The sequence below is a fragment of the Panacibacter ginsenosidivorans genome, assembly GCF_007971225.1.
Taxonomy (GTDB): Bacteria; Bacteroidota; Bacteroidia; order Chitinophagales; family Chitinophagaceae; genus Panacibacter; species Panacibacter ginsenosidivorans.
In genome coordinates this window covers 3,087,148-3,100,047 of the sequence record NZ_CP042435.1, presented here as the reverse complement: position 1 = coordinate 3,100,047, position 12,900 = coordinate 3,087,148, and the positions used below count along the sequence as shown (strand labels likewise).

Annotated in this window: 9 protein-coding genes; 3 read left to right on the top strand and 6 right to left on the bottom strand. The window is 37.3% G+C overall.

The genetic code is table 11. The features are described from left to right. Positions 1-109: 109 nt before the first annotated feature. Both FRZ67_RS13055 and FRZ67_RS13050 read left to right on the top strand, forming a co-directional pair. Positions 110-1,129 (top strand): LacI family DNA-binding transcriptional regulator, encoded by a 1,020-nt coding sequence (locus tag FRZ67_RS13055; protein WP_147189990.1) that lies wholly within the window; start codon positions 110-112, stop codon positions 1,127-1,129. Between the two features lie 100 nt (positions 1,130-1,229). Continuing rightward, positions 1,230-2,300, top strand: a complete 1,071-nt coding sequence (locus FRZ67_RS13050) for a phosphotransferase enzyme family protein (RefSeq protein WP_147189989.1) — start codon at positions 1,230-1,232, stop codon at positions 2,298-2,300. Between the two features lie 139 nt (positions 2,301-2,439). On the opposite strand, the gene FRZ67_RS13045 is transcribed toward FRZ67_RS13050, so the two are convergent. After that, a complete protein-coding gene (locus FRZ67_RS13045) occupies positions 2,440-4,956 on the bottom strand; it encodes a helix-turn-helix domain-containing protein (protein ID WP_147189988.1) in 2,517 nt (838 codons plus the stop codon). Positions 4,957-5,076: 120 nt separating this feature from the next. Continuing rightward, positions 5,077-6,123 (bottom strand): nucleoid-associated protein, encoded by a 1,047-nt coding sequence (locus FRZ67_RS13040; RefSeq protein WP_147189987.1) that lies wholly within the window; start codon positions 6,121-6,123, stop codon positions 5,077-5,079. A 230-nt stretch (positions 6,124-6,353) separates the two neighbouring features. Between FRZ67_RS13040 and FRZ67_RS13035 the strand changes: the two genes are divergently transcribed. Beyond that, positions 6,354-8,249, top strand: coding sequence for a beta-N-acetylhexosaminidase (locus tag FRZ67_RS13035; RefSeq protein WP_147189986.1), 1,896 nt, complete (start codon positions 6,354-6,356; stop codon positions 8,247-8,249). Positions 8,250-8,405: 156 nt separating this feature from the next. On the opposite strand, the gene FRZ67_RS13030 is transcribed toward FRZ67_RS13035, so the two are convergent. The 4 genes from FRZ67_RS13030 to FRZ67_RS13015 all read right to left on the bottom strand — a co-directional run bounded on the left by FRZ67_RS13030 (position 8,406) and on the right by FRZ67_RS13015 (position 12,758). Continuing rightward, positions 8,406-8,774 carry a VOC family protein gene (locus FRZ67_RS13030; protein ID WP_147189985.1) on the bottom strand — a complete coding sequence of 123 codons (369 nt, stop codon included), beginning with the start codon at positions 8,772-8,774 and terminating at the stop codon, positions 8,406-8,408. A 79-nt stretch (positions 8,775-8,853) separates the two neighbouring features. Beyond that, entirely contained in the window at positions 8,854-9,279 is a 426-nt protein-coding gene (locus tag FRZ67_RS13025; RefSeq protein WP_147189984.1) for a VanZ family protein, read from the bottom strand. 262 nt (positions 9,280-9,541) lie between these two features. After that, positions 9,542-10,576, bottom strand: a complete 1,035-nt coding sequence (locus FRZ67_RS13020) for a hypothetical protein (protein ID WP_147189983.1) — start codon at positions 10,574-10,576, stop codon at positions 9,542-9,544. Positions 10,577-10,658: 82 nt separating this feature from the next. Further along, positions 10,659-12,758 carry a S41 family peptidase gene (locus tag FRZ67_RS13015; protein ID WP_147189982.1) on the bottom strand — a complete coding sequence of 700 codons (2,100 nt, stop codon included), beginning with the start codon at positions 12,756-12,758 and terminating at the stop codon, positions 10,659-10,661. Positions 12,759-12,900 lie beyond the last annotated feature (142 nt).

Here is a 12,900-nt window from a genome sequence, read left to right as displayed (position 1 = left end):
CGGCCGCATTGCTGCTATCAGGCTTTCGTTGTGTCACTCACTTGTACTTCATAATTTTACTCGGCAATAATCCATACCTTTCGCCAACTATAATTTATTCGTAATTGGTATGAGATCCAAACAGCCAACTATCAAGGAAATAGCAAAGCGTTTAAACATTTCTGTTTCTACGGTATCAAGAGCATTGCATGATCATTCCAGCATTGGCCTGCGAACCAAAACACAGGTAAAGCAACTAGCCAAAGAACTAAATTATGAACCTAATCAAACCGCTATCTTTTTTCAGCAGCGTAAAACATTTACTATAGGTGTTATCTTACCACATCTTGCAGAATCATTTTTTTCAGAAGCCATTAGCGGTATAGAAGATGTAACTTATAAAAATAAATACACAGTATTATTAGGGCAATCGCACGATGATGTGGAAAAAGAAAAGCAACTGGTAGAAAAGATGAAGATACATCGGGTGGATGGTATGCTTATTTCAATTTCAAAGAACACTGCCACTTATGAGCATTTTGAAATGCTAAAGAAAGCGAACATTCCTGTAGTCTTTTTTGATAGAATCCCTAAAGTGCAGGACATACATTATGTAGCCTGCAATATGATTTCTGGTACTATGCAGGCAGTAAAATTTCTTTTAGAAAAAGGCCATCGCGTAATAGGTTTACTAAATGGCCCCGAAAACCTTTTTGCCTGCAAAGAAAGACAGGAAGGGTATGTGCAGGCATTAATAAAGAACAGAATAAAGTTCGACCCATCACTTGTCGTAAATACAGATCTTTCGCCGGAAGGAAATATCAAAGCAACAAAAGAATTGCTTGCGCACAAAAGAAAAGTTACGGCTATTGTGGTATTCAACGATTATGTAGCCATGGATGCCATGCATTACGCACATCAGCAAAAAATAAAGATCAATAAAGATGTGTGTTTTGTAAGTTATGCCAATCTTCCTTTTACGCACTATCTAAAGTATTGTCCTATGGCGTCGGTAGAACAATATCCGTATAAACAAGGCCAGAAAGCAACTGAAATGCTTTTAGAGCTTCTTGATAAAAATGAAGAAGAAGCTGCACCCACCAATTATAAGATCATTCTCGATTCCCAGCTTGTAGTGTACAATGGCTAAGACTTATAGTTTTTCCGTGCAAACGTTTGATTGTGCTAACTTATCTTTTCATACCTACATTTGAATGGTATTGATCATTTATCATTTGCCATAATTTAGTATGACGTCCGATATTTTAAAGGAGTTCAACATAAAAGGGGAAGATGTCGAAACAGAGGATTTTGGCAGCGGTCTCATCAATCATACATGGCTGATAAAACATGCAGGCAAAAAGTACATCCTGCAAAAAATAAATAAGCATGTTTTTACTGAACCACATGGTATAGATAATAATATAAGATCACTTGCAGAATACTTAACTATTCATTATCCTGATTATCTTTTTACAAAACCTATTTATACAACAAACCAGAAAGGCCTTGTAGAACCGGATGATCATTCAAGTTATCGCCTGTTCACTTTTGTGGAGGGTTCCCATTCTTATACAATAGTTGAGCGTAAAGAACTGGCCTATGAAGCAGCAAAACAATTTGGAAAATTTACAAAACTGTTGTCTGGTTTCGATACTTCGAAACTTAAAATAACCCTTCCCGATTTTCACAATCTTTCTTTACGTTATCAACAGTTTGAGCAATCAGTTTCTAAGGCTACTAAAGAAAGGCTTGCCAATGCAGCCAGCTTTATTGAGACACTTATTTCCTACAGGCATATCGTTGATGAGTATGAAAATATTCTTGTTAACCCATGCTTTAAAAAAAGGGTTACACATCATGATACCAAGATCAGCAATGTATTATTTAACAGCAATAACAAAGGCCTTTGTGTAATTGATCTTGACACTGTAATGCCGGGGTATTTTATAAGCGATGTCGGTGATATGATGCGTACTTATCTTTCACCTGCAGGTGAAGAAGAAACAGATTTTTCTAAAATAGATATACGCGAAGATTATTTTGAAGCTATTGTAAATGGCTATCTCAGCGAGATGCAGCAAGAACTTACTGAAACAGAAAAAGATCATTTTATTTACGCAGGTAAGTTTATGATCTATATGCAGGCGCTCCGCTTTATGGCAGACTATCTTAACAATGATATTTATTACGGTGCAAAATATGAAACACATAATTTAAACCGCGCCATCAATCAAATTACCTTGCTGAATAAACTTTCAGAAAAGGAATCAAAACTGAAAGAAATTATTGCAAAGGCGCTTTTAGTAAATGATGTATAGGAATTTTATGAGCCTGGCTATTTACAGCTATTGAACTTTACTTGCGTCGCACTCTTGTACACTTTGTTCATTGTCCGGCATAGATAAGAACGTACACGTGAGTGACACAACAATGCATCATAGAAATATTGCAGCTTGTTTACAAAATTTCTTGTTCATTGTTTTTTGTTTTCAAATATTCTAAAGAAGCAATTACCAGTTTTATTTCTCCATAACTGACATCATTTCCCAATTGTTGCTTTAAAGGATTAACAGCATTGCCTTCAAAATTTTTTGCCAGCGGTTCTATTAATAAAATCTTTTCTTTGCTAACAAGCTCTTCAATAGAAATATTTCCCTGCGAAACATAATGCGCAAGATGACCTTCGATTGTGCCGACAGATAAATTTCTTGCTTCCGCAATTTCCTTAATTGTTTTCCCTTCTTGATACAACTTATAGGTTTCAAGTTTTGTATCAGTCTTTTCTTTATTTGGATCTTTTTCCCTCCTTTCTTTTTTGGGTATCTTCTCATGTACCTGAGAAGTAAGATTGCGTTGGTTGCAATACGCTATAATTATATCAAGAAATTGCTGGCCATAGCTTTCGAGTTTTGCTTTTCCAAAACCGCTGATCTGTGCAAGTTCCTGCACTGTTTGCGGCAGGTAACGTGTAAGTTCATCCAGCGTGGCGCCTGAAGCAACAAGATAAACGGGTATGTCTTTCTGTGCGCAAATCTTATCACGCAACACCCTCAACTGCTGATACAGTGCAGGATGTACTGAATCTGTTTTGAATGTTTTATTGGCAGCAGAATATGCATTTACTTTTAAGTTTGCCGACACAAATTTTTTCTTGTGCATCGCAAATGCTTCTGCATTGAAACCATGCTCTAATCCTTTCATTGCATGCAGTTTTTGTGCAATGGCTATGTGCACATCCTGTAATATCATGTTATACACCATGGCTTTTTGTTTGCTGTCTGTAACAGCAACAGACGAAAGCAAATACTGTGAAAGGTTTTGCAAATGCTCAGCAAAATACTTTGAAGCAGCGATTATTCTCTTCTGTAAATTTTCATTTTGTTCGGGTAATGCTTTTTCATCCAGTAATAGTTTTAATTGCGGCTGAAATTTATCAGCCACTTCCTGCAGTTGAGATATTTTTTCTTCAAGCATTTCCGTCCATACTAAAGCTTCTTCGTTAAAATCTTTGAGCGTTTCTTGAACATATTTTTTAAAAGGTTCAACAGCTTTTGAAATTGCATTCAGATCAAACAATGTCTTCAGCACAACAGACTGGTAAGCTTTCTTTGATTCATTTAATGCATATGCTAATTGTGTGGCTACGTCTTTTTGCCTGGAAAATTGTACAATGCGTTCGTCATTTTTTAAACCGTTATTATTAATCCTGCTTTTTAAAACAATACCACCAAGTGTTGTACAACGGCTTAATGCAACATATACTTGCCCGCTTGCAAATGCAGCACCGGCATCGATTACGGCTTTTTCAAAAGTCAGGCCCTGGCTTTTATGAATAGTAATTGCCCATGCAAGCCTTAATGGAAACTGCTCAAACGTTCCGATAACATCTTCTTCAACCTGCTGTGTTGACGGGTTTAACGTATAACGGATATTCTCCCACTTTTCCCGTTTTACTTCAATGGGAAAAGTATCGCCCTTACATTGCACATGCACAATTTCATTTTCCAGTTTTGTTATAGTGCCTATCTTGCCATTGAAATATTTTTTCTCTGCATCATTCTTTATCATCATTACTTGTGCGTCAACTTTCAGTTGCAGCAATTCTTCTGCGGGGTAACTTTTTTCGTAGAACTCACCTGTTATTATTGCTTTGTAAGAAACAAAATTGCTCTTTAATTTTCCAACCTCTTCCGCATTAATTATATCTGCTTTGTGATTGTGTGTTGTAAGCGTTATGTAACCATCATGCTGCGAAGGCTGAAAGAATGCATCATACCTGCTGTTCAGCAAATTGAATCCTTCTTCATCCATTTCATTGTTGCGCACTTTATTCAATAAATCAATAAACCGTTGTTCATTCTGCCGGTAAATTTTATTCAATTCAATATGCACCGGTTCATCATCTTTTAAAACTTTACTATCAAAGAAAAAAGGGCTTTTATAAAATGGTGACAATATTTTCCATTCATCATCCTGCACAACGGGTGGCAATTGAAACATATCACCGATAAACAATAACTGCACACCACCAAATGGTTCATTGTAACGAAAACGAAAATGTCTTAACACCACATCAATCGCATCAAGCACATCACAACGCACCATGCTTATTTCATCAATGATCAATAGTTCCAGTTGCTGCAAAACCTTTCTTCTGTCGCTGTTCATTTTTATTCTGCCCAGTAAATGATGCCTGTCAATACTTTCCTCACTGCGCTGAAAGCCTTTACTTTCGGGCACATACGGTGTAAACGGTAGCTGGAAAAATGAATGAATGGTTGCTCCTCCTGCATTGATTGCTGCCACACCTGTTGGCGCTACAACCGCAGTTTGTTTGTTCGTGTTTGCTTTTATGTATTTTAGAAAAGTTGTTTTGCCAGTGCCTGCACGCCCGGTAAGAAATACAGACCGATTAGTGTAATGTATAAAATCCGCGGCAAGGGTAAATAAGGTATTTTGATCATCGTGCAGCATAAATACAAAACTGTTGATGGAATATAAATATAAGATATTGTGACGGGCAGAAGAATAAGTATTAAGCTTTACTTGCGTCGCACTCTTGTGCGTTACCTAATATTTCAACGACTGTAAAGATTAACTCTCTTCTTCAAAATATAGTTTGTAAAATTTCTTCCCCGTTAATTCATCATAACCTTTTTCGATCATATCTCTTCGGCCATGAATATAAATATGGAAATTCTTATCAAGCTTCAACACACTCTTAAAAACTTTTGCCTGTTTCTTTACAGCAGCAAGATCAATATCAAATTCATCATCCATTTCAAATTGCCTTGACACTTCATAATTCTTTTTGAACTGTACAAACGAATCTGCAACTTCAGGATGATGAATTACTTCTTCAGTGAACTCATTTAAACTAAACTGCTCTTTGGTTTTAAAATATTCAGCAGAACGGTTCATCAGGTCTATCTGGTCTGTTTTATTTACATCAAATTTATCTGCGTAATCATTGGTGATGAAGAGCCTGCACATATCCATATACTTATTTGTATTGTGATAACTATCTGCATAAGGTTCAACCTGTAAAAAATCTTTTACCCAGTATTGTGCGTCCTGCTGTTTGTTGGTTGCATCAACAACGCAAACAACATAACCATCTTCTTTGTTTGTATTAAATACCAAACACCCTTTATCCAGTTTATTGATATTGATACCTTCTTCACCAATAACTTCCCAGCTTTCGCCATGTTCAAATACTTTTAAGAAAGTTTCTTTGGTCTCGCTTTTAAAAATGCCAACTGCATCAATGAAGTCGTTACCAAAAGGAACATCTTTAAATGAGGCAACATACAATTCGCCTTCTTTCACTTTTACATGGGTACTTTTGTTATAAAGAAAATGTGCAAGCAATGAGGATTGTTGAGTAAAGCTTTTTTTGTCCTGAAAAATACTGGTAACATAATTATATACTTCATTCATTCCTACATCACTCAGGTGTGTGAAATGATAGTGTTCATTTTCATTAAAGGCGCCAAGAAAATATTTGTTGAGCATGCTTTTTACCAGCTCATCATTCAGCGTAAGCGGGTTTACAGAAAGCTTTAATTGCTCACCACGGGAAGGATTACCCACTTTATGAACGATCACCTGTTCAAGTTGAACATTGTCTATACCAGTCATGCTGCAAATATAAAACGCCAAACCCCTAAAGGTGAGTAAAATTAGAACGCCTTTTGTTAACACATAATCCGACCGTACAAGTGTGCGACGCAACGGAAGCTACATTCCTGTTCAAATGCCTGGCTCATAAAATATTGAACTTTCATTCAATCCTCAAATTGCGCAGTAATATGTAAACAATACAGTTTGTATTTCTTTCTTGCTTATCTTTTCGCTTCAAAATGTTGCATATGAAAAAAATGTTGCTCTGCTCTCTTGTATTAGTAAGTGTGTTTGCAAATGCACAGCAAACCAGTACTGTTAAAAATATTATTCCTGTTCCTGCATCGGTAACGGAAAAACCGGGAACATTTATTTTAAAAAATAATTTCAGCATCAGTGCGCCAAATGACGCTGATGCCATGAACGTTGCCAAACAATTATCTGCGGCCTTGTCTGCGCCAACAGGATATGCGGGCACCATTAAAAACAGTGGCGGTAATATACAATTACAATTGTTATCTGCAACAGATAATACCATTGGCAATGAAGGTTACAAACTTTCTGTAACATCAAAAGCAGTAACTATCAGCGCAAATAAACCTGCCGGCCTGTTTTATGGCATGCAAACATTACTGCAATTGTTGCCGCCATCAATTGAAAGCAAAACTACTGTTGCCAATACAAACTGGACAATTCCCTGTGTGGAGATAACTGACGAGCCGCGTTTTGGATGGCGTGGTATGATGTTCGATGTAAGCCGTCACTTCTTTACCAAAGCAGAAGTGAAACAATTCATCGATGATATGGTGAAATACAAATACAATCTGCTGCACTGGCACCTTACCGATGATGAAGGCTGGCGCATTGAAATAAAAAGTTTACCAAAACTTACAGAAGTTGGTGCATGGCGTGTAAACCGTGAAGGTAAATGGGCCAACACAGGAAACCCTTTTCCAAACGAACCAAAAACTTACGGTGGTTTCTATACACAGGATGATATAAAAGAAGTTATTCAATATGCCAAAGAGCGCTATGTAACAATCTTACCTGAAGTTGATGTGCCCGGCCATAGCCTTGCCGCACTTGCTTCTTATCCTGAACTTTCCTGCACCCCTGGTCCTTATGAAGTGAGCAGTGGAGCGCCTTTTATGAATTGGTTCAATGGCGGTCATGAAGGCTTAATAGATAACACGCTTTGCCCGGCCAATGAAAAAGTGTACGACTTTTTAGACAAAGTATTTACAGAAGTGGCGCAGCTTTTTCCTTTTGAATATATACACATGGGTGGCGATGAAACAGCAAAAAATTTCTGGGCTAAGAGCGATCAGATAAAAGCACTGATGCAAAAAGAAAATTTGAAAGACATGAATGAAGTGCAAAGCTATTTTGTAAAACGTGTAGAAAAAATTGTTGAAAGCAAAGGCAAAAAACTAATTGGCTGGGATGAAATTCTCGAAGGTGGTTTAGCACCTTCTGCTAACGTAATGAGCTGGCGCGGTATGAAAGGGGGCATCACTGCAGCAAAGATGGGCCACCAGGTTGTAATGACACCGACAGATTTTGTGTACATGGATTATGTGCAGGGAGAGCCTTCTGTGGAAGCGCCTGTATACGCTTCTTTGCGTTTGAATAAAGCGTACCAGTTTGAACCCGTGCCTGATGGTGTTGATCCAAAACTTATTCTTGGCGGACAAGCCAACTTATGGACAGAACAAATTCAGCGCTACCGCACCGTGCAGTATATGATGTGGCCACGCAGCCTTGCTACGGCAGAATGTTTATGGAGCCCTAAAGAAAAAAAGAACTGGAACGATTTTGCCAACCGCGTGCAGAATCAATTCCCACGCATGGATGCCGCAGGCATTCGTTATGCACGCAGCATATACGATCCCATTATAAAGGTGAAAGATTTTAAAGGAAGCCCTGAAGTAAGCATCAGCACAGAGATTGAAGGGCTTGATGTTTATTACTCCATTGATGAAAGTATTCCTGATAATTATTTTCCAAAATACAGCAAGCCAATTGTTATGCCTGCTGATGCAGAACATTTAAAAGTGATTACATACAAAAATGGCAAACAGGTTGGCCAGTTAATCAGTTTATCTATTGATCAGTTAAAGAGCAGGGAAAGAGGAGAAGATTAAATTTTATTTGCTTAATATATTTCGAACGTTGCAATAATAACACGTTGCAACGTTTTTTTATTTTATATACTCAGCTTAAGGAATGCTATTAAGCTTCGTTGCGTCGCACACTTATACAGTTGAATTCAGTTCAGCAAAATAAAATAAGGTTCACTATTACTTATTAAACTGTCCGAAGTGCCAGAGTATACCAGATGGGTCGTGCAAAAAACATTCGCTGCCCCATGACAATGTACGTATAGGCGTTACCCTTACATTTTTATATTTCGCCGGCAGATCCAAAGCAATAAGTTCGTTCCAGAACTTACTCACATCCTCCACTTCCATAAAGATCATAGAATTATCTACCCAGTCTTTTACATAAGCGTTCTGCAAATAGAATGCAGGCCCCTCTTTTGTTTTGAATACACACATATCGTCTCCCAACACAATTTCTTCAAAACCCAGATCCCGGTAAAAACTTCTTGATATTTCATAATCCTTAGCGCCGATAAATGGCCGGATTGATAATGTTTTTTCTTGCATCGATTTTTGTTTTTGTAACCCTAATGTAGATAATACATTTTATTTCTATATTGGCCTTAGGAGGCAGAAATGATAATGCTTACTGTTTAATAGAAGTTGTATTACCTGCAACATCTTTTCTTTTTATGCTGTTCCATATAAACATTGCTGCTGCATAGCAAAGCCATACGGCAGAGAAATAAATCAACCCCTGCAGGTTGGCATGAACATCTTCCGGATCAAAATTGCCATGAATTTTTTTATGCAGGTAGGTGTTGGAGTATTGTTGTACATATTCTATACCAACACCGAAGATGTACAACAAACCAAAAATAATAGCATGTATCAGCAGGTTTCTTCTTGCAAATAAAATATTGAGAAAGGCAGCGGCAAGGAAATAAAAAAGCGTGTGCATTTCTTTATCCGAATGCGAGAATACAGATGGCAGTCTTACCATAAAACCTACCAGTGCAATAGCAAAGAATGCTATAGTTAATGTTATTTTTTGCCAAAGCTTAATACGCATTTTTAACAGGGGTTCTTGTATTGACCGTTTTAATGGTACAATTTGTTTTGCATTGGTAAGATAAGATTTGTTGCTGCATATTTTCCAGGATATTGTATAAGAAAACAAAAAACTTTTCCGGGTGCGGTGTTATGCTCATCTTTCCAAACTAAAAAAGGTGGCCATATATTGTTGCGTACAAGAGTGCGACGCAACGGAAGTATTATTGAAATACAAAAGCCGGACTCATTATATTCCCGGCTTTTAAAATATGAAGCACTTATTAATTATAATAAGGCATATGTGCATCGAGAAAAGTTTTTTGCGCTTCATTCCATCTTTCTGTTGCTTCTTTGCGGCTGTTGTTGCTCTTCTCGTTGGTTTGGTTATATATGTTTACAGCAGCGTTCAAATCATTTACACCTTTGTTGTAAGCATCCACATCCTGTCGGGTGCGGTCTTTTTCCTTCTTTGCTTCGAATGCCTTTTTGATCTTATCGAAATTGGCTTCCTTCAACAAAAAGTCTGTAAGTTTTGGAGCATCTTTTTCTGCAATGCTTTTGTAATCATTCAATGCAAATTTACATGCAGTGGAAAGGTTTCGGTCTCCTTCAAAAGCCTGCAGGCTATCCAGGGCAGCAAGGCCTTCATTTGCATAAGCAAGCAATGCATTACGTGCCTGTTCAATATTATTGAGATTTTTTGATTCCACTGCATTTACCAGTTGCTCATCCTGCCAGTTACACTTAAAAAAGAGCAGGTATAACTGGTGTGTGTAGTGATTTACCTTACCACTCTTTTCCATCTTTTCGCTCAGTTCATCTTTTGCATCTATTAGTTTCACATTGTATTTATTAGCAAAAGTTTTTATAGCAGAGTCGATAGTTACATTTGCTTCTTTTAGTTTTTGGTTTGTTTTTTCCTGCATCAGTATATATGCTTCCATTTCATCGAAAGACTGCTCTGCTATTTCTTCCATATTTACAATGTGTGCATAATCGTCATTAAAAACTTTATAACAAAGATCTACGTAACTCATGCTGCTTTGGCGCAGGGAATTATCTCCTTTATAAAGTGGCAGGTCACTTATTTTATATTTACAATTGAGTACACTTTCTAATGTTTTCTCACGCATCTTCTCCACTTTCTTTGCATTGCCGCTGTGCGCTACGGCACTAATGTAAGACATATAGTTTTGGTTCATTTCCTGTTGTGCATTTTCAATAGCACTTAAATAATCAACAGGACTGTCAAGATTCTGCGCATAAGAAGAAAAGGTTAGAAAGGAAACAAGGAAGAGAAGAAAAAAAATTTTCATACACTTTAGTTTTTAAGGATTTTTATAAAACTCAAAAGAAATATATTTTCGGTTTCATTTCCATTAAATTCTTACGAAAATTTTATTTTATCTGTACCAGTAAAACTTTATATGCAATATCCAATGCATGGTCTGATGCCAGGTATTCTTTTATTTCATCATTCAGTTCTTTTAGCGAACTGTCTGCTTTTAGTCTTTCATTTTCAAATTGATTATTCTCTACAGTAAAACCAGGCTTCCACCCGTTTATTCTTTTTGTTAATATTGGTATAGTAGCATCTTCTTTTTTATAATTACTTATGGCATCTTCCCATTTTAAATTCATGTCTTTGGGTTGTTGCAGTAATTTATTGGTCTCTATATATTGTTTAAGTGTGATGAAATAATCATCTGACGCTATTTCTTTTGTTGCCAGCGATTTTGCTTCCGCATAATCTGTTTCGGGATAAGGCCTGTAAAATTTATTGGGGTCTATTTTATTTACGTTAAGTGCCAGTGGTTCATTTAATTCCCGTTCACTGCTCATGTCCAAAATATCGGGTATTAGAATATCGGGCTCCACGCCTTTCTTTTGCGCGGTGGTACCATTTACACGAAACAATTGTTCTATTGTAACTTTTAGAAAAGCAGAGGTTGGCTTCATATTGGAAGGGCTGCCTGATAAACTTACCGTTGTATCCAGAGGTAAAATCACCTGGCTGGTTGCTTTACCATAAGTAGGTGTGCCGGCAATTAATGCCCTGTTGTAATCCTGCAAAGTTCCTGCAACCATTTCCGATGCAGAAGCACTGTAACTGTTTACCATCAGCAATAAGGGGCCACTGTAAATAGTGCCTCTGTTTGCGTCTTTTAATGTATATACTTTTCCTTCTTTATCTTTTATTTGTTCTACCGGGCCGGCATCTATAAATATTCCTGCGAGCTCCATTGCTTCACGCATGGAGCCCCCGCCATTATACCTGAGATCAAGTATAAGACCTTCAATATTTTCTTTTTGTAGCTTTATTATTTCGGTAGCAACATCATTAGCACAGCCATGAACATTATTGTCATCATTATCCCAATCTGAATAGAAGGCAGGTAATGATATATACCCAATGGTTTTACTTCCTTTTAGTAAAAAACTTTTTACACGGTTGTCCTCGTCGTCGGGATCTATTCCCTCTTTTTGTAAGGTTAGCTCCCGGACAGCGCCATCTGCTTTTTTTACAGTAAACACGATCTTGTCATGATTACTGGCACTTAATATATCACCCACTTCCTGTCTTGAAGCATCAGATACATCAATACGATCTTTGCCTTCCCATTGCAGTGCCATTATCTTATCTCCTTTATTTAATAACCCGCTTTTAAATGCAGGGCTGCCAGGTTTAAGGCTGTTGATTACAACGCCTCCGTTTTCCTCATCATCATCCATCCCAAAACCAAACCTGAAAATATTATTGCCGAGTTGAGCTTCAAGATTTTCTTTTTCAGCAAGTGGTAAATATTCTGTGTGCGGGTCGTAACAGGTGGCCACTGCACTACAATACACTTCACCAAGTACCTGCGGTAAGCCACCGGGATATTCCATCTTCATTTTAATGGAACGTTTATACAAATGCTGTGTTCTCTTCCTGTATTTTATTTCCAGTGCATCCAGTTCTTTTTTAGATAACGTATGCGATGAATCTTCAGCATCGATAACATCTTCTGCCATAGATTCCAGCACTGCACGTTTGATACTTTTATACATCTTACTGTGCATGGCTGTTGCATTTGCCGGGTAGGAAGTATCTTCTTCAACAGTAAATTTTTCGGCTGTAGAAAAATTAAATGGTTGCTTACAGATATTATCGATCATAGTATCGGCTTGTGCCATGCGGCTTTGGTATAACGACAGTAGCGTTTGCAGAAAATCATTTTTTCTTTGTTTTACCTGCTCATCCAAACTGCTGCGAAAAGCATTTAATTTGTTCATGTCTTCCAAAGTAAAATAAATACGTTCCTCATCCAGATTTTTGAGTATGCTGGTAAACATGTCTTGTGAAAAATCATCATCCACCAGTCTTGGCTGCACATGAAATTTTGCCGCCATACGTGTAATGATGTATGCGTCTGAAGTGGCCTGGTTTAAGGGCTGTGTTTGGGCAAAAGAAAGTAGGGAATCAAGGAGCAACACAATAACAAATAATACTCTCATAGTAATAAAGATAAATACAGGTTTATAGGTAATTTCATTTCAGAAAAAAATTTTTGTATTAAGCTGCAGAACATTTGGCATCGCCGGTTGTGTCACTCATTTGTACTGCAGAAACATTATTGAAAAGTTTACATGTTGTTTG

Coding starts and splice junctions, on each gene's coding strand:
- FRZ67_RS13055 (WP_147189990.1), top strand. CDS start 110: ATGAGATCCAAACAGCCAACTATCAAGGAAATAGCAAAGCGTTTAAAC.
- FRZ67_RS13050 (WP_147189989.1), top strand. CDS start 1,230: ATGACGTCCGATATTTTAAAGGAGTTCAACATAAAAGGGGAAGATGTC.
- FRZ67_RS13045 (WP_147189988.1), bottom strand. CDS start 4,956: ATGCTGCACGATGATCAAAATACCTTATTTACCCTTGCCGCGGATTTT.
- FRZ67_RS13040 (WP_147189987.1), bottom strand. CDS start 6,123: ATGACTGGTATAGACAATGTTCAACTTGAACAGGTGATCGTTCATAAA.
- FRZ67_RS13035 (WP_147189986.1), top strand. CDS start 6,354: ATGAAAAAAATGTTGCTCTGCTCTCTTGTATTAGTAAGTGTGTTTGCA.
- FRZ67_RS13030 (WP_147189985.1), bottom strand. CDS start 8,774: ATGCAAGAAAAAACATTATCAATCCGGCCATTTATCGGCGCTAAGGAT.
- FRZ67_RS13025 (WP_147189984.1), bottom strand. CDS start 9,279: ATGCGTATTAAGCTTTGGCAAAAAATAACATTAACTATAGCATTCTTT.
- FRZ67_RS13020 (WP_147189983.1), bottom strand. CDS start 10,576: ATGAAAATTTTTTTTCTTCTCTTCCTTGTTTCCTTTCTAACCTTTTCT.
- FRZ67_RS13015 (WP_147189982.1), bottom strand. CDS start 12,758: ATGAGAGTATTATTTGTTATTGTGTTGCTCCTTGATTCCCTACTTTCT.